Annotated in this window: 26 protein-coding genes and 1 pseudogene; 21 read left to right on the forward strand and 6 right to left on the reverse strand. The window is 68.0% G+C overall.

Going from position 1 to position 22,995, the window contains the following annotated elements; genetic code table 11:
• Nucleotides 1-143: 143 nt before the first annotated feature.
• The 11 genes from ABZ915_RS17815 (at nt 144) to ABZ915_RS17865 (ending at nt 12,427) form a co-directional block, all read left to right on the forward strand.
• Entirely contained in the window at nt 144-4,919 is a 4,776-nt protein-coding gene (locus ABZ915_RS17815; RefSeq protein ID WP_361803184.1) for a phage tail tape measure protein, read from the forward strand.
• Between the two features lie 27 nt (nt 4,920-4,946).
• On the forward strand, nt 4,947-7,226 hold the full coding sequence (locus tag ABZ915_RS17820; RefSeq protein ID WP_361803187.1) for a poly-gamma-glutamate hydrolase family protein: 2,280 nt from the start codon (nt 4,947-4,949) through the stop codon (nt 7,224-7,226).
• A gap of 10 nt (nt 7,227-7,236) precedes the next feature.
• Nucleotides 7,237-8,313 carry a DUF5047 domain-containing protein gene (locus ABZ915_RS17825; RefSeq protein ID WP_361803190.1) on the forward strand — a complete coding sequence of 359 codons (1,077 nt, stop codon included), beginning with the start codon at nt 7,237-7,239 and terminating at the stop codon, nt 8,311-8,313.
• Nucleotides 8,314-8,321: 8 nt separating this feature from the next.
• The gene (locus ABZ915_RS17830) at nt 8,322-9,134 is read left to right on the forward strand and encodes a hypothetical protein (RefSeq protein ID WP_361803193.1); all 813 of its coding nucleotides are present in this window, start codon (nt 8,322-8,324) and stop codon (nt 9,132-9,134) included.
• Complete coding sequence (locus ABZ915_RS17835) at nt 9,134-9,892, forward strand: hypothetical protein (protein ID WP_361803196.1); 759 nt, start codon at nt 9,134-9,136, stop codon at nt 9,890-9,892. The genes ABZ915_RS17830 and ABZ915_RS17835 overlap by 1 nt, the downstream gene beginning before the upstream one ends.
• Before the next feature lie 7 nt (nt 9,893-9,899).
• The gene (locus ABZ915_RS17840; protein WP_361803199.1) at nt 9,900-10,139 is read left to right on the forward strand and encodes a hypothetical protein; all 240 of its coding nucleotides are present in this window, start codon (nt 9,900-9,902) and stop codon (nt 10,137-10,139) included.
• Nucleotides 10,140-10,221: 82 nt separating this feature from the next.
• Complete coding sequence (locus tag ABZ915_RS17845; RefSeq protein ID WP_361803202.1) at nt 10,222-11,085, forward strand: endolysin; 864 nt, start codon at nt 10,222-10,224, stop codon at nt 11,083-11,085.
• A gap of 22 nt (nt 11,086-11,107) precedes the next feature.
• The gene (locus tag ABZ915_RS17850; protein ID WP_361803205.1) at nt 11,108-11,464 is read left to right on the forward strand and encodes a hypothetical protein; all 357 of its coding nucleotides are present in this window, start codon (nt 11,108-11,110) and stop codon (nt 11,462-11,464) included.
• 33 nt (nt 11,465-11,497) lie between these two features.
• Nucleotides 11,498-11,899, forward strand: a complete 402-nt coding sequence (locus tag ABZ915_RS17855; protein ID WP_361803208.1) for a hypothetical protein — start codon at nt 11,498-11,500, stop codon at nt 11,897-11,899.
• The gene (locus ABZ915_RS17860) at nt 11,889-12,242 is read left to right on the forward strand and encodes a hypothetical protein (RefSeq protein ID WP_361803211.1); all 354 of its coding nucleotides are present in this window, start codon (nt 11,889-11,891) and stop codon (nt 12,240-12,242) included. Before ABZ915_RS17855 ends, ABZ915_RS17860 begins: the two co-directional genes overlap by 11 nt.
• A gap of 14 nt (nt 12,243-12,256) precedes the next feature.
• A complete protein-coding gene (locus ABZ915_RS17865) occupies nt 12,257-12,427 on the forward strand; it encodes a hypothetical protein (protein WP_361803214.1) in 171 nt (56 codons plus the stop codon).
• 60 nt (nt 12,428-12,487) lie between these two features.
• Here ABZ915_RS17865 and ABZ915_RS17870 read toward each other — a convergent pair whose 3' ends face one another.
• Nucleotides 12,488-13,126 (reverse strand): hypothetical protein, encoded by a 639-nt coding sequence (locus tag ABZ915_RS17870; RefSeq protein WP_361803216.1) that lies wholly within the window; start codon nt 13,124-13,126, stop codon nt 12,488-12,490.
• A 195-nt stretch (nt 13,127-13,321) separates the two neighbouring features.
• On the opposite strand from ABZ915_RS17870, the gene ABZ915_RS17875 reads away from it, so the two are divergent.
• The 4 genes from ABZ915_RS17875 to ABZ915_RS17890 all read left to right on the forward strand — a co-directional run bounded on the left by ABZ915_RS17875 (nt 13,322) and on the right by ABZ915_RS17890 (nt 15,675).
• Nucleotides 13,322-13,738, forward strand: a complete 417-nt coding sequence (locus ABZ915_RS17875) for a hypothetical protein (protein ID WP_361803218.1) — start codon at nt 13,322-13,324, stop codon at nt 13,736-13,738.
• Nucleotides 13,735-14,805, forward strand: a complete 1,071-nt coding sequence (locus ABZ915_RS17880) for a tyrosine-type recombinase/integrase (RefSeq protein WP_361803220.1) — start codon at nt 13,735-13,737, stop codon at nt 14,803-14,805. Before ABZ915_RS17875 ends, ABZ915_RS17880 begins: the two co-directional genes overlap by 4 nt.
• 430 nt (nt 14,806-15,235) lie before the next feature.
• Complete coding sequence (locus ABZ915_RS17885; RefSeq protein ID WP_361803223.1) at nt 15,236-15,454, forward strand: hypothetical protein; 219 nt, start codon at nt 15,236-15,238, stop codon at nt 15,452-15,454.
• Nucleotides 15,451-15,675, forward strand: coding sequence for a hypothetical protein (locus tag ABZ915_RS17890; protein WP_361803226.1), 225 nt, complete (start codon nt 15,451-15,453; stop codon nt 15,673-15,675). The genes ABZ915_RS17885 and ABZ915_RS17890 overlap by 4 nt, the downstream gene beginning before the upstream one ends.
• Before the next feature lie 208 nt (nt 15,676-15,883).
• On the opposite strand, the gene ABZ915_RS17895 is transcribed toward ABZ915_RS17890, so the two are convergent.
• Nucleotides 15,884-16,117, reverse strand: a complete 234-nt coding sequence (locus tag ABZ915_RS17895; RefSeq protein ID WP_361803229.1) for a hypothetical protein — start codon at nt 16,115-16,117, stop codon at nt 15,884-15,886.
• Nucleotides 16,118-16,414: 297 nt separating this feature from the next.
• Between ABZ915_RS17895 and ABZ915_RS17900 the strand changes: the two genes are divergently transcribed.
• Nucleotides 16,415-16,609 carry a hypothetical protein gene (locus ABZ915_RS17900; RefSeq protein ID WP_361803232.1) on the forward strand — a complete coding sequence of 65 codons (195 nt, stop codon included), beginning with the start codon at nt 16,415-16,417 and terminating at the stop codon, nt 16,607-16,609.
• On the forward strand, nt 16,606-17,145 hold the full coding sequence (locus ABZ915_RS17905) for a hypothetical protein (protein WP_361803235.1): 540 nt from the start codon (nt 16,606-16,608) through the stop codon (nt 17,143-17,145). The genes ABZ915_RS17900 and ABZ915_RS17905 overlap by 4 nt, the downstream gene beginning before the upstream one ends.
• A gap of 75 nt (nt 17,146-17,220) precedes the next feature.
• On the opposite strand, the gene ABZ915_RS17910 is transcribed toward ABZ915_RS17905, so the two are convergent.
• Both ABZ915_RS17910 and ABZ915_RS17915 read right to left on the reverse strand, forming a co-directional pair.
• Nucleotides 17,221-17,397, reverse strand: coding sequence for a hypothetical protein (locus ABZ915_RS17910; protein WP_361803238.1), 177 nt, complete (start codon nt 17,395-17,397; stop codon nt 17,221-17,223).
• A gap of 33 nt (nt 17,398-17,430) precedes the next feature.
• Nucleotides 17,431-17,685 (reverse strand): winged helix-turn-helix domain-containing protein, encoded by a 255-nt coding sequence (locus ABZ915_RS17915; RefSeq protein ID WP_361803241.1) that lies wholly within the window; start codon nt 17,683-17,685, stop codon nt 17,431-17,433.
• Between the two features lie 155 nt (nt 17,686-17,840).
• Between ABZ915_RS17915 and ABZ915_RS17920 the strand changes: the two genes are divergently transcribed.
• Nucleotides 17,841-18,188: a DUF6415 family natural product biosynthesis protein gene (locus ABZ915_RS17920; RefSeq protein ID WP_361803244.1), complete on the forward strand. Its 348-nt coding sequence runs from the start codon at nt 17,841-17,843 to the stop codon at nt 18,186-18,188.
• Between the two features lie 171 nt (nt 18,189-18,359).
• Here the strand turns inward: ABZ915_RS17920 and ABZ915_RS17925 are convergent, their stop codons facing one another.
• Nucleotides 18,360-18,506, reverse strand: a complete 147-nt coding sequence (locus ABZ915_RS17925) for a helix-turn-helix transcriptional regulator (protein WP_361803862.1) — start codon at nt 18,504-18,506, stop codon at nt 18,360-18,362.
• Between the two features lie 395 nt (nt 18,507-18,901).
• Between ABZ915_RS17925 and ABZ915_RS17930 the strand changes: the two genes are divergently transcribed.
• From ABZ915_RS17930 to ABZ915_RS17940, 3 genes and pseudogenes are all read left to right on the forward strand, one after another.
• Nucleotides 18,902-19,141: a hypothetical protein gene (locus ABZ915_RS17930; protein ID WP_361803247.1), complete on the forward strand. Its 240-nt coding sequence runs from the start codon at nt 18,902-18,904 to the stop codon at nt 19,139-19,141.
• A 187-nt stretch (nt 19,142-19,328) separates the two neighbouring features.
• A pseudogene (locus ABZ915_RS17935) lies at nt 19,329-19,439 on the forward strand (hypothetical protein); the annotation flags it as partial.
• Between the two features lie 231 nt (nt 19,440-19,670).
• Nucleotides 19,671-20,216 (forward strand): hypothetical protein, encoded by a 546-nt coding sequence (locus tag ABZ915_RS17940; RefSeq protein WP_361803250.1) that lies wholly within the window; start codon nt 19,671-19,673, stop codon nt 20,214-20,216.
• A 41-nt stretch (nt 20,217-20,257) separates the two neighbouring features.
• Here the strand turns inward: ABZ915_RS17940 and ABZ915_RS17945 are convergent, their stop codons facing one another.
• The gene (locus tag ABZ915_RS17945; protein WP_361803253.1) at nt 20,258-22,921 is read right to left on the reverse strand and encodes a cellulose binding domain-containing protein; all 2,664 of its coding nucleotides are present in this window, start codon (nt 22,919-22,921) and stop codon (nt 20,258-20,260) included.
• Nucleotides 22,922-22,995 lie beyond the last annotated feature (74 nt).

The following is a 22,995-nucleotide window of genomic DNA, read 5'->3' on the forward strand; positions in this document are numbered from 1 at the left end:
CTCCACCGAGTCTCTGCCCGGGAGCTCGCCGAGTGGGAGATCTACTACCAGCTCGAAGCTGAAGAGCGCGAAGCCGAAGAGGCCGAGCTGGAACGGCAAAGCCGCAACTGACCTTGACGACCTGCTGACACGGGGGAGGCGTCATGGCGTCCACGGGCATCATCTACCGTCTCGTCGCCCACGACTCGGCTTCGCGGACGTTCGATCGGGTTGGTCGTGCGGCGGGCAGGACCGACACGATGCTGGCGCGTATGGGGCGGACGGCGAAGCTCGCCGGTGAGGCTGTGGCGGTGGGCCTCGCGGCAGGTCTTGCCAAGGGCACCCAGGATGCCGCCCGCTTCCAGGCCGAGATGACCCGCATCTCGACACAGGCCGGCGGCACCGCGAAGGACGTCAAGACACTGTCCGACCAGGTGCTGAAGCTGGGGACGACCACCCAGCAGGGCCCGCAGCACCTCGCCGAGTCCCTCTATCACCTCAAGTCGGTTGGCATGGACAACGTGTCGGCGATGAAGGCGCTGAAGGAGGCCAGCGACCTCGCCGCGGTCGGCCACGCCAACCTGGAGGAGACCACCAACGCCCTGGCCGGCGCCTGGCGGACGGGCATCAAGGGCGCCACGAGCTTCCATGAGGCGGTCTCCACGGTCAACGCGATCATCGGCGCAGGCAACATGTCGATGGATCAGTTCAATGCGGCCATCGGCACCGGCATCCTGCCGTCCGCGAAGACCTTCGGCTTGTCCATGAAGCAGGTCGGCGCCGCTCTCGCGTTGATGACGGACGAGGGCATCGACTCGGCGTCCGCGGCGACCCGGCTGCGCATGTCCTTCTCCCTGCTCGGCGCACCCAGCGGGGCGGCCGAGAAGCAGCTGAAGAAGATCGGTCTCACTGGGCTCAACCTGGCTGACGCCATGCGCGGTCCCAAGGGACTGATCGGCGCCATCAGCCTGCTGAAGGAGCACCTCGACAAGTCGGGGATGTCTGCCTCGAAGCAGTCGCAGCTGCTGTCCCGGGCGTTTGGTGGCGGCCGGTCCTCGAGCGGCATCCTGCTCATGCTCAACAATTTGGATGTCCTCGAAAAGAAGCAGGAGCAGATCAACCGGTCGACGGGCAAGTTCGACGACGCGGTCAAGATGCAGCGGAAGACGGCCGAAGCCCAATGGCACCTGCTCACCAGCAACCTGGAGGTCATGGGCATCCGGGTCGGCGCGAAGGTGCTGCCGCCGATCACGGCATTCGTGAAATTCCTCGCCGGCACAGCCATGCCCGCAGCCGCTCGCTTCGGCCAGGCGATGGCGTCCATGATTCCCGTCGCCCAGATCAAGGGAGCCCTCGACGAGGTCAGGTCGACCGTGGGCGGCTTCCTGGACGGACTGACTGGCGGAAGCGGTTTCGGGGGACTCTTCAAAGGCCTCACCGGCGGCAGCCCCAAGGCGGCGAAGAATCCGATCGACAAGTTCCCCACCACGGTGCTGGGCATCGGCACGGGCGCGCCGCACCTGGGGTCGGGGCAGGCGTCGTCGACGAGGGGGTCGGGCAAGGCGTTGCAGCAGCTGCCGCACTATGGCGTCGGCCAGGTGGCTCCGGCCAACGGGCGCATTGCCACAGCGCGGCAGTTCGCGGGGCCACACCTGGGCTCTGGCATGGTTGCTCCGCTGGTCAAGGCGCCGAAGGCAGCTCCGAAGTCGGCTGCGGAGAAGCTGGGCGAGACCCTCCGTAAGGCTGTCAGCGGGGGCATCGAGACCGTCGACTGGAGCAAGCTCGGATCGGTCCTCGGTAAGGGCTTGGGGGACGCGATCGGCTGGGTCGGCAAGCACACTGCCGACTTCACCAAGAAGATCGGCAAAATCCTTGGCGGCCTCGACTTCGTCGAGATCGGCAAGGGCTTCGGCTCTGCCGCGATCCCGCTGGCGATCGGGTTCATCACGAATCTGTTCGCGCCTCTTTTCTCCCTGGATTTCTGGAAGAAGCACTGGCTCGACACCATCATCGCGGTGCTGTCGGTCATCCCGATCGGGCGGATTGCGGGCGCTCTCGGCAAGGTCTTCGAGCACATCCCCTTCCTGAAGGTCTTCGAGCCGTTGCTGCGCGGTGTGGGCAGGCTTGGCGGCTGGCTTGAGAAGGCGATCGGCAAGTCCGTCCTGAGGCCGCTCGGTCGACTCGGAAAGGCTATCTGGGACGGCATCGTCAAGGGTTTCACGAAGGTGTTGCCCGGCGCCGCAGGCAAGGTCAGCGAGCTGGTCGGGAAGGTTGCCGTTGGGATCGTCGCGTACACCGGGCGCTTCATCGGCGCCGGTGAGCGGCTGATCGGCGGCCTCGGCCGCGGCATTCTCAAATTCGGCGGCAAGATCGGCGAGTGGATCGGTAAGATCATCGGCTGGATTGTCAAGCCGTTCGCGCGCGCTGGCGGCTGGCTCCTGGAGCGGGGTAAAGCTGTCGTCCGGGGCCTGAAGGACGGCGTCGTCAACGCCGCCAAGGGCATCGGCTCGTGGATGTGGCGCAACGTCGGGCGCCCTGTCACGAACGCTTTCCGGAACGCCGGCTCCTGGGTGTGGAGCAAGGGCAAGGCGCTCGTGTCCGGCTTCAAGAACGGCATCATCTCCGGTGCCGCGAAGATCGGGTCTTGGTCCTACCGGACGATCATCCGGCCGTCCGTGGATGTGTTCGCGAACGCTGGCAAATGGGTCTGGGGCAAGGGCAAGGCCCTCGTCGGCGGCTTCAAGGGTGGCGTCGTCAATGGCGCTACGAAGATCGGCGGCTGGACGAAGAGCCATGTCATCGACCCAGTGACCGGGACATTCTCCAGGGCAGGCTCCTGGCTGGTGTCAAAGGGCGGCCAGCTGATCTCCGGCCTGAAGAACGGCATCGTCGGAGGCATCAAGGGCATCGGCAAGTGGATCAAGTCCAACATCATCGACCCGGTGGTGTCGGCGGTGAAGCATTTCTTTGGGATCCGCTCGCCATCGAGGGTCTTCATGTCCATCGGCGGCCACTTGGTCTCCGGCCTCATGAAGGGCATGGCCAAGACCAGCGGCACGGCCATCGCTAAGAAGGTGTTCGGCAGCCTGCCGGCGGCCCTCGGCTCGATCGTTAAGAAGGGCCTCGTCTCCATCGCTTCCCTGCCCGGCAAGGCCCTGAGCGCGCTCGGCAAGCTCGGTGGCTTCTTCAAGGGGCTGTTCGGCGGAGGCGGCGGGGGAGGAGTCGGGGGCAACGTAAGCCGCTGGGCGGGGGATGTTGCCTCGGTGCTGCAGATGCTCGGCGCTCCGGCGACCGCGCTGCCGGCGGTGCTCAAGCGCATCCAGATCGAGTCTGGCGGCAATCCGAACGCCATCAACCTCACGGACAGCAACGCGCGGGCCGGGCACCCGTCGCAGGGCCTGATGCAGACGATCCCCAGCACTTTCGCCGCCTACGCTGGCCCATTCCGATCCCGGGGCATCACTGACCCGCTCGCGTCGATCTATGCGGGCGTCAACTACGCCATGCACGCCTACGGCAGCAACTGGATCAACGTAATGACCCGGCCCGGCGGCTACGCCAAGGGCACCAGCGGCGCCGCGCGCGGTCTCGCGTGGGTGGGCGAAAAGGGCCCGGAGTTGGTGAATTTCAAGGGCGGCGAGGATGTCCTGTCGCACCAGCAGTCGATGGCGTTCGCCAAGGCCCGCGGGATCCGTCTGCCCGGCTACGCGTCCGGCACCATCCTCAATGCCGCGGACAGGGTGCGCCGGGACAAGCAGAAGGTCGAGGACGCTAAGGACGCTGTCGCGGCGGCCAAGCGCCGGCACAAGGGTGTGGCCGCGGCGGAGAAGCGGCTGGAGGCCGCAAGGAAGGAACTCCAGGCCGCGAACATCGCCCTCCGCAACGCCCAGCGCAGCGCCAAGACCTCGATCAGCAACACGATCGCCACGGGTCTGCTGAAGAAGCTGGAGACCGGCACGTCGTCGGCGATCGCATCGGCGATCAAGTCCCTGGCGACGAAGCTCCTGAACGCCGGGTTCAACCGGACCGCGGCCAGCGTGCAGAAGAAGGGCGGCCAGCTGGAGAAGCTCGCCAGCAAGCGGGCCAGCATCACGAAGACGATCGCGGAGGCGAACCAGTACGCCGCCGACCAGGCCGGGAACATCAAGGACTTCCTCAGCATCTCGGGGACGTCCGCGACCGGCATCGGTGACCTCATCTCGCAGGCGGGTGCGCAGCAGAAGACGGCCAGCAACTTCGTCGCCCTGACAAAGTCCCTGAAGGCACGTGGGGCGTCGAAGGAACTGTTGCAGCAGCTCAGCGACGCTGGTCCGGGCAGCCAGCTCGCGACCATCCTCGGGCAGAAGTCCGTCACCACGACGGACATCAGCAAGCTCAACAAGCTGATGGCGAGCGGCGGGAAGTTGGCCAGCAGCTTCGGCAAGGACATGGCCGATTTGATGTACGACAGCGGCAAGGATGCCGGAAAGGGGTTCTTGGCCGGCCTGAAGGCGCAGGAGAAGGCCCTCGGCAAGCAGATGGCCAAGCTGGCCAAGGACCTGATCGCCCAGATTAAGCACGCCCTCAAGATCAAGTCGCCGTCGGTGGTCATGCGCGACGAGATCGGCAAGAACGTCGTCCTCGGTATGGCCCACGGCATCGACCTGCACAGCCACCTCGTCGGAGGCGCCGCCCAGCGGCTTGCCGACACCGCCACTGGCGTATCCCTGCGCCGCCGCTACGTCCCGACCGCAGCCAGCGGTCAGGCGTCAGCCAGGCAAGAGGCGGCCTGGGATCGACTTGCAGCCGCCCTTGAGGCCGCAGGCTCCGGGTCAGAGGTCCACGTCCACTTCAATGACGACCGGCTGCGGGACCTCATCGACGTCCAGGTCAAACCGAAGATCAAGGCATCCGAGGACCGGCAGGCGTTCAGGGCACGGGTGGGCCGCCGCAGCGGGTGACCGCAGCAAGCAGGAGGGGAGGTATCGATGCCGCCGCCGTACACGAGCTATGCCGCGCTTGCGGCCGAGCACGCCGAGGGAGTCGACTACCGGCGCGTGCAGGCCACGCCGACTGGCTGGTCGTGGCTTTCCTCGGCTGTGCACGGCGGTGCCATCGAGGCAGGAACCTCCGAGATCGCCCAGTACGTGGCTGGCAGCCGCATGGCGTACTACGCATTCGAGGGCATCATGTCCTCCGGGAACTCCGACCTGCACATCACCAGCACGCTGATCGACTATCCGGACCTGCTTGCCATGGCGCCGGGCGCCCGCCGCTGGCTGTCCTTCCATGGGATGGCGGACCGGGTGGCGGGCCAAGCTGAAGTGGCGATCGGCGGCCTGGACGGGCAACTGGCCGCCGCCGTCATCAGCGCCCTGACCGCGGCCGGCTTCTCCTGCGCGGCCCCGCCGTCAGAGATCGCCGGCACCGACCCGAACAACATCTGCTCGAGGGGTCTCACGCGGGCAGGCGTGCAGCTGGAGATGTCCACCAGCCTGCGCGCCTCGTTCTTCCCTGGCGGCGACACGTCCAGGACGATGCGCGAGTCCGGGGCGCGCACGCCCACCTTCTACGCGTTCGGCGACGCACTGAAGAACCTGCAGTTCCTGTTGCTCGATTACGACCCGCCCATCTCCACCGTCCACATCAGCGGCAATCCGGTCGGCCTCTACGACACCTTCACCCGCACCGTCTCCGGTGGCTGGGGGACCGCGGACAGCGGCCAGACGTGGACGAACACCGGCGGCAACACCTCCGACTTCTCGGTATCTGGTACCCAAGCCCTGGCTACCGTGACCAGCGTCAACGTGTCTCGGTGGGGCACGCTGCCCACCGGGCAGGCCGACTTCGACGTCACAGCCTCGTTCGCCACCGATGCGCTCGCCACCGGCGGCAGCCACTTCTGTTCGCTGGCCGGACGTCATACCGATACCGACAACACCTACCTGGCCCGGCTGGAGTTCACGGCCACACAGGTCGTGAACTTGACGATCCGTAAGCGGGTCGCCGGCACCGAGACCCTGATCGGGTCCACCATCAACACCGGCCTCACCCACGCCGCGAACACCAGGTTCAGCGTGCGGTTCCGCGGTTCCGGCACCAGCCTGATGGCAAAAGCCTGGCTGACGTCCGGCTCCGAACCGGGATCGTGGACGGACACGGTCACCGACAGCAGCATCACCAGCGGCTACCGGGTCGGCGCCCGCAGCATCCTGTCGTCCAGCAACACCAACACCCTGCCGGTCACCTACAGCGTCGACGACTTCCAGACCATCGGCGGCACCAGCCTTCAGCGGTCCACTGATAGCGTCACCTGGACCACGATCAACGGGGGTCTGTCGCCGCGGCCCGCATCCATCACCCAGGACGATTCAGCCCCCGTCGGAGACGTCGCGAACGTCTACCGCATCCAGCAGCTCGATGCGACGTCCGGCGTAGTCCTGGTCGAGGGCGACCAGGAGTCCATCACCCCCGCGGTGGACACCTCCGGGATCACGATCACCGCGACCGTCCAGTCCGTGTTCCCGCCGCGCGTACTCGTATCTGTCACCGGCATGACCAGCAGCGACATCGCCACCGTGACGCTGTACCGGCAGATCGGCACCGATCGAACAGCCGTCCGCGCCGCCACCGAGGTGCCCGTCACGGGGCAGAACGCGCTGCTCCGCATCGACGGCGAACAGCCCTTCGGGGTCCCGCTCACCTACGTCGCCGCACTCACCGACGCCGTGGGCAGCCGAGCCGAGCTCACCTCAAGCCCCGTTACCTGCGCTGTGACCAGCGACGTCGTCAGCGACGCCATCCGAGGTGTGGGCGCCGCCGTGCAGGTCGAATCGCCCCTAGGCTGGAAACGCGACCGCGACGCGACGTCCTTCAATGTGAACGGGCGGATCATCGTCGTCGGCCGGCCGCGGTCGGCCCGGTCCGCGACCATCACGGTCCGCACGGAAACAGACGAGGCTGGCGACGCCCTCAACGAACTGCTCGACAACGCCACCGAGGGCACGATCCTGATCCGCAAGCAGGAGTCCCTGTCACGGCTCGACGGCACCTATGCGCTCCTCGATGACCAGGAAGACCCCAACTGGTACGACGAATTCCGTTGGTTCCAGCTGAACGTCGTCCAGTCCGACGACTGGCCCGACACGATGGAGGCCGCCGGATACACGCTGCAGGACATCGCGAACAACTTCAGCGTCCTCCAGGACATCGCCGACGCGTTTCCCGGCACTCTCTTGGACATCGCCCTGCACGACTTCGGAACCTGACATGCTCGATATGTCGACAACAGCCCTGTCCGTCATCCAGGGCAGCTACACCATGACCATGCGCGCCGAGTCCTGGCTCGACGGCCAGCTCATCGCCGATGACATCCCCGTCAGTGACGGCAGCGAGTCCCGAGACCGGTCTCTCGCCGTACCCGAGCAGATCAGTCTCACCATCCCCCGACGCGAGCACGGCTACAACTGGGACCCCGGCACCGACCCAGCCCACCCGCTCGCCGCCTACGGGCAGCAGCTCCGCATCGACTACGGCGTCGATGTCGGCGGCCAGATGGAGTGGATCAACAGGGGATGGTTCCTCATCACCTCGTCCGAGACCGACGGGGACACCGTCTCAATCTCCTGTCAGGGCCTGCTCACGCTGATCGACGAGGCCAAGCTGATCTCGCCCTTTCAGCCGGACAGCACGGACACACTGGGCACCATCATTCGTGGCCTGGTCGAGCCTGCGCTGACCGTCAACATCGACGGCTCGCTCACCGACCGCTCGGTGCCGCTCGGCTTGACCTGGGACACCGACCGCCTCGGCGCCCTAACCGAGGTACTGGACGCCTGGGGCGCTGAAGCCTCCGTCACCGCTGACGGCTACCTGTACGTGGCCCCGGTCGTCGACGTCGGGGCGCCGGTGCAGGTCATAACCGACGACCGGGCTACTGGAACCGTCATCCAATGGCAGGGCGCCACCAGCCGCGACGGGGCCTTCAACTGCGTAATCGCACAAGGCGAGGACTCCAACGGCAACCAGTTGCAGGGCGTCACCTATGACGGCCTGGGTGACTCGCCGTACCGGTTCGGCGGCCCTTTCAGTCCATTCCCCGTCCCTTATGTCTACCAGTCCAGCCTGCTCACCACCGTCGACCAGTGCCGAACGGCCGCCGCCGCCCAGATGAAACTGCTGCGGCGGCAAGCGTTCAGGAAGTTGATCGTCACGATGGTGCCGCACCCCGGGCTGGTGCCCGGAGACTTCGTGTCCATCACTGGCGCGGGCCTCGTCGAGACGCTGGCCGTCATCGAGTCCATGACGCTGCCGTACTCCCCGGGCGAGCAGTCGCTGACCGTCCGCGTCGTCTAGGAGGTGCGATGGCCGACTTTGCCGACACCCGCGCCTCCCGGACAAGCTCCGGCGCCATCCGCGGCATGGCCGTCTCCTCGGCAGCCGGCGGCGCCTGCCTCGTCGACGTCGCCGGAACCACGGTTACAGCCCGGGTCGCCATGGCGCTCACCGTGACCACCGGCAACCTGCTGATCCTGTCCAGACTCGGCAGCGCCTACTACGTCACCACCGTGCTGCCTCCGGCCCCGACGGTGACCCCGGATCCTCCGGCCCCGACGGACAGCTCGCCGCCCGTCAACACGGGCGACAAACCACCGCCGAGCAAACCCAAGACGACGACCGGGACGCTCACCTGCGTGCCAACTGCGACAGCCACCTACCGTGGCAGCTCCTGGCGATCGGACGGGGCCCCGGTCAACAGCTTCGACCTCTACCAGGGGCGATACGGCGGCTCCTCTTTCGGCCGCAGCACGGGCTGCGCCTTCTACGGCAGCAAGCCACACACGCTGCACGGCGCGACCTGCACTCGGGCCACGCTGAAGATGAAGCGCCTCTCTGCTGGCGACTTCGCAGGCCGGGCGGTGACTCTGCGGCTCGTCTCCCAGACCAGCCGCCCGAGCGGATCGCCCACCCTGAACGAATCCACTAGCGGGCCCAAGTTGGGCATCGGCGACTCGACCACGTTCACGTTGCCAACCAGCTGGGGCCAGATGCTGATCGACGGCACCCGCGGCGGCATCGCCATCAGCATCGGCAACGACACCCCATACATCCACCTGGCCGGGCGCGGAAGTTGGTCCGCCGCCATGACTCTCTCACTCTCCTGGAGGCGCAACTGATGGGCACCACCTCCAAGGGCATCGTCTTCCCGGACAACACGTCGAACACCCGCATCTGGGAGCTGATGCAGACCCTGGCCGAGTCCGCCGACGCGCTCATCATCGGCAACATCGACAGGCAGACCTTCACCAGCTCCGGCACCTGGATCAGGCCCGCAGGCGCAATCCGGATCTTCGTGCAAGTCCAAGCGGCCGGCGGCGGATCCGGGGGAGTACCCGCCACCACCTCCGGGCAGGCAGCCTGCGCACCTGGAGGAGGTGCAGGAGAGTACGCCGAGGGATGGTTCACTCCGGCCACGACCAGCGCGAGCGTCGCGGTCACCGTGGGGGCGGGCGGAGCAGGCGGCGCCGCGGGCTCCAACTCTGGCAGCGACGGCGGCGGATCGTCCTTCGGCGCACTCATCACCTGTCTCGGCGGCGGCGGCTCCGGCGGCGGCACCGTCACCTCCGCCAACACGTCCATCGGCGGCGCCAACGGTGGAGGCGGCGGCACCGGCGGGGACCTCCGTATCTCTGGCGGCGACGGCGGAAACGGGCAGGTGATCAGCGCCGTGCCGGTCAAGTACAACCACGGTGGCAACGCGTACCTAGCCGGCATCCGCCGGGCTTCGGGTGTGGCCACGACCACGACCACCGGTTTCGACGGCCGACTCTACGGCGGCGGCGCGAGCGGCCCGGCCAACGGTGCCACGCAGGCCGCGGTCGCAGGCTCGACCGGCGGCCCCGGCGTCGTCATCGTCACCACCTACACCGCATAGGAGCAGCATGCCCCTCGACCCGCCCCAGACGTCGACCGGTGACACCACCTGGGTCGTAAACGGCCGCTACAGCGCCCAGTCGGCCACCACCTTCCAGGTGCACGTAACCGTCGAAGGACCCACCGACGAAGCCGAGGGCGACGCCTGTCTGCAGGCCCTCGTCGACGTCCTCAGCACCCGCTTCGCGAGCATCACGGGCACCAAGGGCTTCACCGCCTACACCACCCGGAACATGACGCTGTCCTGACGGCCCTCACCGCCGCAACACCCAGCCCCTCCGGGGGCCTTTTTCATGCCCTGGAGGGATCCTGACCATGGTCGATCTTTGGATGCCCGGTGCAGCCCGGCACCCCATCAACGACACCGGCGCGATGAACGGCGGCCCCGCGCGGGCCGTCTGGCACATCACGTCCAACGCCAAGGACTGGACGTTCGCCGCCGAGCTGGGCTGGTTCACCGGCGGCGGGCAGGGCGTTGCCCCTCACCTGCTGTGGGACCCGTTCAGCGGAGAGATCGCCCAGTTCTTCCCCGCCGACTCCCGGTCGCTGTCCCTGGAGAACGCGGGGAGCGTGAAGACCAATCGGACCGGCAAGTACTGCGTGCAAATCGAGATCGTCTTCACCGAGGGCGAGACCGTCAACGGCAAGAAGTACGCCACGGTCAAGGACACGCCCTGCAAGAACCTCGACAAGATCGTGACGTGGCTCCGCAGCCTCGGCATCGCCGACACCTGGCCCGGTGGCGCCCCCACCGCGTTCGCCCGCGACACGGTCAGCCTCGACGCATGGACGAAGCTGGGCGGCCACTACGGGCACAACCAGATCCCCGGCAACAGTCACGTCGACCCGGGCCCGATGCCGGATCTCTTCGCCAGCGCGCCCACCCCGTCGAAGCCGTCGACGAAGCCCAAGGTCAGCCTCGCCCACGTCGTGTACGCGGCCAAGCACGACCCGGCGGCAGCGCAGGGCCACACCTCCCACAAGGCGGAAGTCCTCCTCGTCGAGAAGGCCCTCGCCGCGGAGAAGCTCCTGGCGACCCAGTGGGTCGACGGATCGTGGGGCACCAAGACCCTCAGCGCATACGCGGCCTGGCAGCGGAAGTGCGGCTACACAGGCTCGGACGCCGACGGCATCCCCGGCCAGACGTCGCTCGAGCGGCTCGCCACCAAGCACGGCTTCACCGTCACCAAGTGACCAGAGAAGAAACGAGATCATCATGAGACTGTTCGGGCGCGAGCCGGTCGTCGTCCTCAACACTCTGTCCGCGGCCCTCGGCCTCATCGTGTCGCTCGGTATCACCGGGCTCACCGCCGAGCAGGCGGGCGCGATCGTCGCCGCGGTCTCGGCGATCCTCGGCGCGATCGCCGCCGCCATGACCCGGCCCATCGCCCCGCAGGCGTTCACCGCCGTCGTCGCGGCTGGCGCCGTTCTCGTCGCCGCGTTCGGGTACGACGTCAGCCAGTCCACTATCGGCGCCATCAACACGCTCGTCCTCGCCGGGCTCACCCTGCTGACCCGCGTGCAGGTGACGCCGGCCAATCCCTCCGCTCCGACCGGCCCGACGGGGGTCTGAGTGCCGCGCCGGGCGGCCCGGCGGCTCGCGCGCATGCTGGGTCGCCGCGGCGCTATCCTCCTGTCCTACGGCACCGTCTGGTCGCTGATCGGATACGCACAGCTGGTCACCCCGCAACCCCAGCAGCCGGGCCTGCAGCTGGCGCTCGACCTGCTGCCGCTGCGCGCGTGGGGCTGGCTATGGATGGCGGCCGGACTCATCGCGATCGGCTCCGCGTTCGCGCCGCAGGGACTGGACTGGCCAGGCTTCCTCGCCCTGCCGCTGATCGTCCTGCCGTGGTGGCTGTCCTACCTGACCGCCTGGCTGCAGGGGACGTTCCCGAGGGGGTGGGTCGCTGCCGCGGTTTGGGCCGGAATCGCTGTTCCCGTGCTGGTAGTGGCGGGATGGCGTGAGCCGCCCCGCGTGAAGAGATTGAGTGCATCCGATGGGCGTTGACACCTGGGTTCAGGCAGGTATGGCGGTCGTCGCCGCGGCGGGCGGCGTCGTCTCGGCTCGGTCGGCGCGGCGCACGAAGCGGCAGGAGCGCCGCGACGACTTCGTTGCGGTGACCGAGCAGCAGGGCAAGGCCATCCAGCGCCTGGAGAAGCGCATCGAACGCCAGGAGACCGAGGCGGAGAAGCAGCGGGAGCGCATCGGCGATCAGGATGAGGCGATCGGCTGGCTCCTGTACCGGGTGCGTTCGCTGGTGTCGCACATCAAGCGGGCTGGTCTGGAGCCGCCGCCCGCGGAGCCGATGTCGGAGCGGGCGCGCCTGTACATCCACCACATCGACGTGTGAGAACTGGAGTTCCCATGCCCGAGCCGCCTGCCGCCGCATCGCCGCGGCGTGACCCGACCGCCGCCGACACGACGTCCCTCGTCGCGCTCGGCCGGGAGGAGCCGCCACCCATCCCGGCGCCCGTCTTCCAGGAGCCCGTCTACCCGAGCCTGCCGAACGGCTATGCGCCCGACGAACCCGCGTGACAGCGCCCCCGCTCCTCTGCCAACCGGCAGGGGAGCGGGGGCGCTTCGTCGTGCCTAGGGTCACGCCGTGCGGCTGACCTTGATGCTGTAGCCGTGGTCGGTCTGCTGCCATTCCCCAGCCGTCGTCCAGCCTGCGGCGAGAAGGGCCACCTCGGCGGCGTCCTGGGCGTCGCTGTCATCGCTGCCGATGGCCGTCGGGAGCGGGGTGGCGGGCACTGGCTCGGTGCCCCCGGTGGTGTCCTCGACAACGCTGATTTCGCAGTGCTCGCCGTTGAGGGTGAGGTTGCCCTGGGTGGTCAGCCAGGCCGTGAACTCGGCGGCCAGGAACTCGCGGCCACGATCGGCGATGCTCTTGACCGTGGGCGCGGCCAGCCCGATCTGCCGGGAGAGGATCGCGTTCCCCCCGCGGCCCATAGCGTCGATGGCCTGGGCGAAAGCGACCTGCCGGTTGACGGTGGCCGTCTTGTATGCGGCCTCGGCCTTGAGGTAGTCGGCGTGCGCCTTCTCCGCCTTCTCCTCGGCCTGTGCGCCGGTGTCGTGGCGGCGGACGATCTCCCAGTAGGTGTCGCTGTCGATGTCGTCCACGCTGTCGGTGACGCCGGCCTCGGAGAGGTCGTCGAGGATGCCCTCCATGTCGAAGGAGTCGGGGAAGTCGCCGAGGGTGAGGCTGACCTCGTGGGCGATCTGGGTGCGGTTCATGCGGTCCCCCTTGGGTGGCTGGGAGGGCGTTCCCTCCCGACACCCATAACGTTAGGGGGTACCTAAGAAGAAAGCAAGGGGGTACCTAAGATTCCTTCTGAGGTGACGTCATCGCCCCTCCGTGGGATGCCGGCTGCCCTGTTGCGCTCTCGATAACCCACACATATCGCGGGCGAAAAACCGGTACAATTAGACATGCCTTCGAACCCTCCTGACGAGCTGTTTGCGCGGCGCGCGGCGCGGCGTCACGCCGGGGTCCGCCGGACCTCCCTCCCGAAACCGATCGACGTGAAGACGCCCGGCCCTCCCGCTTGGGCGACACGCTTCGTCATCCCGGGCAATGCCTGCGACGCGTGCGCCGCGCACCTCCACCACAAGTGCTGGGGCGTCAACGTCTGGCTCGACCCCATCCCCGACTGCCCGTGCGACTGCGGCCACCCGAAGGACCCGATGCGACTCAGCGACGAGGCGTGGGCCGACCTCGCGATCCATGCCCCGGATCATGTCTGGATAGCAGCCATGTTCGAGCGGCAGCGCGCGACAGGCATCCACGCCTGCGTCATGGACGACGAGGAACGGCATCACGCGGTCCGCTGGGAGCGTGACCGATGACCGTATCGGACGCGGACGAGCCGCGCTTGATAGGTGAACTCGTACCGCTGGAAGCCGAACTCGTCAGTGAGCAGGCACCCGACGGCGACCGCGATCAGCACGTCTCCGACGCGACGGCCTCAGATCTCCGGCGAGCTACGGCGGCTAACACCGAGCGCGCCTACGCCCGCTGGTGGAACATGGCCCTCGCCTGGTGCGAGCAAGAGGGGCGTACCCCGCTGCCCATGACCGCGCAGACTGTCGCCGAGTTCATCGGGCACCTCAAGCGTTCAATCTCCCCGACGACGGGCAAGCCGTACTCGCCCGCGAGTCTCGACCAGGCGCTCTCCGCGATTCGCACTGCCCACTTCCGTGCCGGCTTCGAAGGGCAGCCACAGTCCCGAGCCGCGCGCGACATCATCAAGGTCCACCGCCAGGACCGCGCCCGGGAGGGCTGGCGCCCCCGACGGGCCAAGCCCGTCACTCTCGATGTCCTGCGTCTCCTTCTCTCCCAGTGCGACACGGACTCCCTCAGCGGCCGACGCAACGCAGCCATCCTCGTTCTGGGGTACGGGCTCATGGGTCGCCGCTCCGAACTCGCCGCAGTGACCATCGAGCAGGTGACCGTGACGGACGAATGGGTCACCGTCTTCATCCCCATCTCGAAGACGGACACCAATGCCAGAGGCGAAGACGTCGACATCCCCCGAGCCATTGCTCCTGACTTGGATGCGGGAGTCATCGTGCGCTCGTACCTTGAGGGGCTGGCCGAGCATGGCGTCACCGCAGGACCCCTCCTGCGGCGCGTCGATGTGTGGGGGAACGTCGGCCCGAGCATGACCGCCGCCTCGGTGAATGACATCGTGAAGAGGCTGGCCAAGGAGGCGAACCTGACGGCCGCCGAGCGGACGACCGCCCACGGCTTGCGGGCCGGGGCGCCAACCGACGCAGCCGAGCGCGGCGTACCCGTCCCGTTCATTGCGGAGCATGGGCGCTGGAGCAAGAACTCCACCCAGGTGCTCACCTATGTCCGCCCGGCCGACCGGCGCCGCAACAACCCGCTGCTCCCGCGCGACAATCGCGCCTGAGCACGGCAGCGCCCCCGCAGCCGTTGTCTGGCTGCGGGGGCGTTGTGCTGTCCGGGGTTCAGCCCCATGCGGTGTCGCTCATGGCCCCTCCTCGTGTCTGGGTGCGGCCACCGCGCGCCCCGAAGGGCCCCACCCGAGGGTGGTTGCGAACACGGTGGCCGCCTGCACACGGTAGACGGAAGCCGACCGTCCTGTCAGGGGGTCGTACCGGACCGAACTAAATCCAGCCGCGATCTATCCCGCTGGCTGGTTTCTGATGCATGGTGTGTGCGGGTGATCCGCACCTCCCCCGGGTGGATCCTCCCTCTCGGGCCCTGCCGCGCGCTGCCGATGCGGTAGGGCCCGCCGCTCCTCCCGGCTCCCCACGGGAGGCTCTGCGGCTGCCCGCGTCGACTTGCCCCGGAATTCGAACACGTGCTCTAGTCGAGTCATGCACCGTGTAGACCACCTCACCGACACCCAGGAGCGCATCCTCCGCTGCATCCGCCAGCACATCGCCGACGAGGGCGAGGCACCCACCTACGCCCAGATCGGCGCCGCCGTCGGCATGAGCAGCCGCGCCTCCGTCCACTACCAGCTGGGCGAGCTGGCGACGAAGGGCGCCATCGTCCGCGAGCCCGGCCGACGCCGGGGGATCCGGCTCGCGTGACCAGGCCCGGCCGCTACCACCTCACCCTGTCCTCCCGCGGCCGGCCGGTACAGCACGGCTGGTGGGGCAGCGAAGAGACGGCCCGGCGGAAGTTCACGCGCTGGGTCGGCGAGTACGGCAGCCTGCCCGAGGCGCGCGTCACCCTCGTTGACGAGGAGACCGGCGAGCAGCTGGCCAGCTGGCCCGACGAGCGCCGCAGCGTTGTCAGTGGCGCCGGTTAGCCTGAGGTATCCGTGCAGGCACTAGCCAAGCGCGGGTTTGCTGTGAGTTGCTGGCGCCGAGCCCGAGCGTGGAACCCCGGGCTCGGCAGCAATCGAGGAGAGTCCGTGGGCATGTTCCGGTGCCGCTACTGCTGGCGCGTGTACCTGACTCCGTGGCACCTGTGGCGCAGGGTCACCGGTCGATGCCCGGCTATGAGGTAGTGGCCCTCTAGCCTGCCGCCAGCTCCGGGTGCCGGACCGCCCGCTTGAGCGCCATCTCCACCTCGACCCGCACCTTGCCTTCGGCCGCGGCGTGCTCGGTGACCGCGGCCTGGAACGCTGCCGCGGCCTCGATCCAGGCCTGCCACTGGGCGGTGTAGTCGACGTCCGGGGCGGACAGTCGGGCGTGCGCCTCCTCGGCCGCCTGTTCCAGCTTCACGAGATCTTCGAAGGTGTGTGCCACCCGAGGATCCTAAGCGGCGCCGTCGGTCTCTGGCGCGGCTGGCCGTCGGGGATGCTCGGCTCCGGGGCGTCGGACGTACCACTCCATGAAGCGGCGGATCTCAGCTGACCGGTCGCTGTCTGTGCGCGCGGTTGCGTCGCCGAAGTCGTCCCATAGCTGGTCGTCGACTCCGCGCACGCCGCGCAGCTTGTTTCGGTGCTGGTTGGCCATGGGGTAATCATGACGGGGTGGTTGACCACCTGTCCAGCAGCATGCCATTATTTAGGGGTGGTTGACCACCTCTGAAGTGGAGGAAAGATGCTGAACTACCCCCGCATCCGCATGAACGTCCCCGGCACCTGGGAGATCTTCTCCGCCGACGGCCGGCACGGCGGCATCGTCTGCTCGCAGACCCCCCGGCGAGACCTGGAGGATCGCCTGGACTACCTCAAGCAGCAGGAACCGGACGGCGGCTGGTTCTACGAGTACATTCCGCAGCAGGAGGCGATGTGACGGCCTACCCCGAGCCCGAGTTCCCCATCGGCCATATCGTGTACAACCGGTTCGACGAGCCGCTCACGGTCGTGGCTCAGCGCAGGACCGACCAGATCATGGCCTGGGGGGATCGTCGCCTGTTCTCCGACGAGTCCGCGAAAGCAACCCCGTGGTTCTACACGCTCCGCGACTCAAGCGGCCGGGAGTCCTCCTCGTCCCAAAGTGGGTTGCGGCACTTGGAGCAGATGGCGGCGGTCCGCCGCGCTCCCGCTGAGGCCGACAACCCAATCCCGCCGACTCAGCGCGGCGGGCTGAACGTCAGGGAACGACTGCGCAGTCCGTATGGAACCTGGACCGTGACCGAAGCCTGGATAGCGAACAAGGCCGGCGCTCAAGGCAAGGACAGGTCATACGGCCTCGCGGTCTCCGGCGGCAGCCACATGTACTACCTCCTCACCCGCGAGGACGGGCATCAGGAGGAGTGGGCCGCGCCCGACATGGCCGACGCCGGCTTCCACCGAATCCTGCCTGACGAGCAGCAGACCCTGGCCTAAGGGACGCACAGCCTCACCGGCCAGACGTAACGGCGCCCCGCCTGAGGTAAGCAGGCGGGGCGCTCGCAGGCCAGCCTACGCCGCCGCCGCCATCTCCCCGCGCACGGCCGCCTCCCACTCGGCGACCAGCAGGTCGTACTCCGCCCGCTCGGCATCCGCCAGCCGGCGCCTGGTCCGCTCCAGCAGCGCACGGATCTGCTCGTTGAGCTCGTCGGCAGACCGCAGCCCCGACGGCGGGGGAGTGGAGGACATGGAGCGATCGTAGGGCGAGGGTCTGACAGCGGCCTAGGAATTCGGCGGCTCGGCGATGTACGTCCCCTTCGCCGGCAGGGTGACGACGAGACCGCGCTCCCGGAGGTCCTCGACCGCGCGCCGCACGGTGCCCACCGCGACGCCGACCTGCTCGGCAAGCTCCCGCTCGCCCTCCAGTCGGGCGCCGGCCTGTAGCTCGCCGGTCTCGATGCGGCGGGCGATCCAGTCGGCGACCTGCTGCCACACGTAGACGGGCTTCGACGGATCCACCGGAGATTGATCACCCATGCTTTGAAGCTAGGGCGGCCCACCGCAGTGCGTTTCGGCAGGTAGCTCCATACAGCGGTATAGAGCAGTGTGTAGCGGTAGCCTCTGACCAACAGAAACGCCCCCGGGGAGCGTGGCCCGCCACCCCGGAGGCAGCCGACGGACGGAGCGTCGACGTGACCCACCCTACGGACCGAGCCGCCCCACACCAGACCCTCGACGCCCTCGTCGCCGAAGCGCAGGCCGCCACCGAGGTGCTGCCCACCATCGACCGCTGCCGCCACCTCGACACCCAGCTGCGGGACGCGATCCGCGACCTGCACGCCCGGGTCGAGGAGAAGGCGGCTGGCCTGCCGCCGCGGTCCCGTGCCTGGTACGCCTGCGTGACTCTCACCGACCGCACCGAGGACGTGCTCGCCGGCTCGCTCGGGTACGGGCTGCTGTCGGCGGCCACCCGGGTCGCGGCGCTGGCCCGGCACTGCCGGGCGCTGACCGATGCCTCTGAGGCAATGAACGGGCGTTAACTCACGCCTGTCGGGAAAGCCCTGGCCAGGGGATGAGCAAGCGGTTACGGAATCGCACAGGACGCACACAATCCGTTCAGATATATGCAGCACCCAGGCTTCCGTAGCGGATCAACTTGCTGTTGACTTTAAGTCAGTGGCTCGGTCAGGCCTCGGCTGCGCTGCTGCTCTCTACCCATGCAGGAGGTCGGTGACGTGTACCCGGAGCGCGTGCGCGACGAGCAGCAGGTGGCTGAGCTTCATCTCGCTGCCCGCTTCCATGCGCTGGATCGTCGACCGGTCGACGCCGCTCTGGTGGGCGAGGGACTCCTGAGTCATGTTCTGGTGGAGTCGTCGCACGCGAATGCGGTCACCCGCGGCCCGGCGGGCGTCGAGAACCCACTGGGGCTGGTCGGCTGGCACCCGACCAACGCTTTAGCGACCATGATCATAAGTCAGCAGCAGATTTGAGGCACTTCCTGATCATGGAAGCCGGGCCGACGGATAGTCCGTCTTCCCGCGTAGAGGAGACGGAAGCCTTACTGAACGACCGCACAGCCCCACTGAGCCCGGCGGCCTGGTGTTTGCCGCAGGGCTGACTGTAGTGTCCGAGAATAGAACACACGTTCCCCCGAAGGGGTGAACCACGGCTGGCCTGCACATTCCGGCGACCATCACGGGAACCAGGATCACGCGCCCCCCACGCCCAGCCGGCCGCGACAACGGGAGACGGAATGGACCGCCAGCAGATCCTCGACCTCTACACCTGGGCGCCGGGCACCTGCTTCCGGCATCCCAGAAAGGGAGAGGTGTTGACTGCCGTCGTGGGCGTCGTCCACCCCTGCGAGGACGGCGAGCGTGAGGTCCGCGCCTGCGCCGACTGCGTCATCACCATGGAAGACATAAAGCGTGAGGAAGCGGCGCGCGCGGGGAGCGAATACCGGCCGGGCCCGGCCGACGAGGCGCAGCGATAGGCGGTTCTGGCAGGTCGCGCGCCTGCTGGGGAGCCGGAATCCGGGGAGAATCTGGGGAGGGCGGATAGTGGGGGAGTGTCCAGGGAGGCTGAGATTCGCCACCCAACACCATCCGGCGCCATTCAAGACCACGGAAAACCACCAGGTCGGCTCGGGTGACTGGGACTGGCGAGGCATCGCGGCAGCCCGCACGGCACTCGCATGGCAGAACACCGCATACAATCAACCGCCCCACCCGAGCTTCTTCATAGGCGACGGGATGGCGACGGCGCCGAGGCCTATCGTCTACACCCCCTGAGCCGGTAAATGACGGCTACACCGATCTTGGGCACACTTTCATTACAAGGAGTTCACACCGAGGTCCGGGTGAGGGATGATTCATCACTCAACGATCATCCCTGGGGGGACCATGAGCACCAACATCACGCCACCACCCATGCCCGGATACGGGCCGGCTGTTCCGCCGCCGGCGCCGCCCAGGAAGACGAACACGGTCGTCGTCGCGACCGCGGCAGCCGCCATCGGCGCCGTGGTCGCGGCCGTGATCACCGCCGGTGTCACCGGAGGCGACAAGACGGCCGAGCCCGCGCCCACCGTGACCGTCACCAAGACCGCAGGTGAAGACGACACCGCCGCCGCGGCCGACGAGGAAACCAGCCCCACGCCGGAGGAGACCGGCGACGGGGTCTACGCCCTGACCGACACGGTCACCTACGAATCCGACATCGACGTCAGCCTTTCCGGCTTCAGGCGAACCGTGTCCGGCGCCTACGCCGATCCGGAGAACACGTCGTATGTGGGATTCACGGTGAAAATCAAGAATGGCGGCAGCAAAACCCTCGACGTCACGATGCTCACCGTCAACTGCTCCTACGGCAAGGACGGGCACAGCAGCGAAGAAGTCTACGATTCCGACGCGGGACTGAACGGCGGACCGGACACCAAACTCCTCGCCGGCCGCTCCATCAATGTGCGCTGGGGCTGCGAACTCCCCAAGAACGAGAAACTCATCCAGATCGAGGTCGCCCCCGACATCGACTCCGAGGCGTCGATCTTCACCGGTTCCGTCAAGTGACGTACGGGGCGCGTGCCCGCCGTGACACGCGCCCCCGGCCGTCAGCCGACCGTGCAGCTCTGGTCGCCCAGCTTGAACGACGCCGGTTTCGTATTGGCGCCCGACCAGCTCCCGGTGAAGCCGAAGCCCACCGAGGAACCCGCCGCCACCGTGCCGTTCCAGCTCACGTTCTTCGCGGTCACCGCCGCGCCCGACTGCGTGTAGTCGGCGTTCCACAGCTGCGTGACCTTCTGACCGTCGGCGAAGGACCAGCCGAGCGACCAGCCGCTCCAAGCGGACGAACCGGTGTTGGTCAGCTGGACATCCGCCTGGAAGCCGCCCGACCACTGGTTCGTGATCTTGTACGTCACCGCACAGGCACCGGTCGGCGTCGGATCCGTACCGCCGCCTCCTCCTCCACCGCCTCCGCTCGTGTCGGAGGTGTCGCCGTAGACGACCCCACGCCCGTTCGTCGACACGTACACCCGCCCGTACACCCTCGGGTCACCGGTGATCGCCGCACCCGTCCAACCCCACTGATGGGCACCGTCGTTGATACGGGTCCAGCTCGCCCCCTTGTCGGTCGACCGGAAGACGCCGCGCACCCCGCCGATCTTCGCGCTGGTGTACAGCGTCTGGTACGAGGCCCCCGTCGCCGCCTTGCCGAAGCCGATCGTGTCGGCCTGCTCGACGCCCGGGAGCTTGGTGAAGCTCGCGCCGCCGTCCGTGGAGTGCCACAGCCCGTACGCACCGTCGCTCGCGCCGCCCGCCAGCCATACATCGCCCTTGACACCGGGCAACGCCTTGAAACGCACGCTGTCACCGCTGGGCAGCCCGGTCGCCGAGGAAGCGGTGAAGGTCGCACCGCCATCCGAACTCACGTAGAACTTGCCCGACTTGAAGCCGTAGAACGTCTTCGGATCCACCCGGTCGGACTCGACGACCGCCCCGGACGGGATTCCGCTCGACGCCGCCCAGGACGAACCGAAGCCCGTCGTGTACTGCACGCCCGTACCCGCCGGGCTCCACACGAACCGGCTGCCGTCGGCGCTCGCCGCCACCGTGCCGCCGCCGCTGACACCCGAAGGATCCGTACCCGCGAACCAGTTGGCGCCGTTGTCGGTCGAGAACGCCACGTGCGGACCGGAGTCCAGATTGCCGACGCGCACCACGGTGTTCGGGTTGGTCTCCGCGAAGTCCAGGCTGGTGGTCGTGGTGAAGGTGGGCGAGGTGTACATCATCGACGGCACCTTCGTCAGATCCGTGTGCCGGAAGCCGCCGATGTCACCCAGGGCACTGAAGAGCTGAGCGCCACCGGACGGGGGTGCGGCGAGGTCGTTGACGGCCGTCTCCTCCAGGCCCTGCACCATCGGCTTGACGGTGAACTGGCCGCCGCTGTCCCAGTTCGTGAGGTTCTCGGTCCCGTACAGCGTCGCACCCGTTCCGTACATCATCCGCGCGGAGTCGAAGGGGTCGATCTCCAGCGACTCCGTCATCCAGCCCAGCTTCGGGGTCTGTTCGGGCGGCGACGGATTCGCGCCGAAGGTCAGCCACGGGGACGACGACACATCGATGGTGTAGCGGTTCGAGCGGTTGGGGTACGACGTGTAGTCCCAGGCCTTCGTCCAGGTGCCGCCGCTGTCCGTGGAGCGGAAGATCTGGGTGTCCGGCCACCAGGAACTGTATGCGGTCGCCATCACCGTGCCCGGATGCTGCCGGTCGACCGTCAGCCCGCTGAAGCCGTAGTAGGTGTCGGCCTCGGCGACCGGGCTGACGTTGGTCCAGGTGCCGGTCGCCGTCGCATACCGCCACAGCTGGCCCTTGCCGCCGTCGTACGGACCACCCTTGTCGCTGTATGCGATGTACAGGTATCCGTTCTTCGTATCCAGTACGCCTTTGTGCGCCAGATATCCCGTCGGCTGCCCCGCCAGCCGCGACCACGTCGCCCCGGCGTCCGTCGACCGGTACACCGCGTTGTCCTTGTCCGCCACCCCGACGTAGATCGTCTTCGTCGCGCTCCCCGACGTACCCGTGGACTCGTCGAAGGTGACCCAGACGATCCCCTGGTTGTCACTGGCGTACCCGGTAGTGTCGCTCGGATCCTGCTGGTAGTTGCCGGGGTTGGGGAAGGCCGTCACCTGTGACCAGGTCACCCCGGAGTCCGTCGACCGCCACAGTCCCTTGCCGCTGGGCGCGCCCAGGTACAGGACGCTGTCCTTGTTGGGGTCGACCGCCAGGCGCTCGCCCATGCCCCGGCCGGGCATGTTGCCGCCCAGTTTGAACGGCAGGTCGGCCTTCTGCCAGCTCGCGCCCCGGTCGCCGGAGCGCAGCACCGCGCCGTTCCCGGGATCCCAGCTGTTGGTGTACGTGCCCACGGCCGCGTACACCTTGTTCGGGTCCACCGAGTCGGAGGCCAGGCTGACGACACCCGTGTGGCCCCAGTCGTTCCAGCCGACCGAGTCCAGCAGCGGGGTCCACGTCTTCGTCGACTCCTGCCAGCGGTAGGCGCCGCCGATGTCGGTGCGGGCGTAGACCAGGTTCTTCTCGGAGCGGTTGAACACGATGCCCGGGACGAAGCCGCCGCCGTCGATCCGGGCGTTCTTCCAGGTGTAGGTGTCGGCCGCGAGCGTCACCTTCGGTGTGCTCGCGGCCAGCGCCGGCGGGCTGCCCGCCAGCAGGCCGGCGGCCAGCGCCAGAACCGCCGTGAGGATACGCGTTCTTCGCACGGTGGGGGTCCTTCCTTCGGGGAGGAGGGCGTGACGACCGGGCGGCCCCCCGTGCGGGTGGGGACCGCCCGGTC

This window comes from Streptomyces sp. NPDC046915 (assembly GCF_040644935.1).
In the GTDB taxonomy this organism is placed as follows: Bacteria; Actinomycetota; Actinomycetes; order Streptomycetales; family Streptomycetaceae; genus Streptomyces.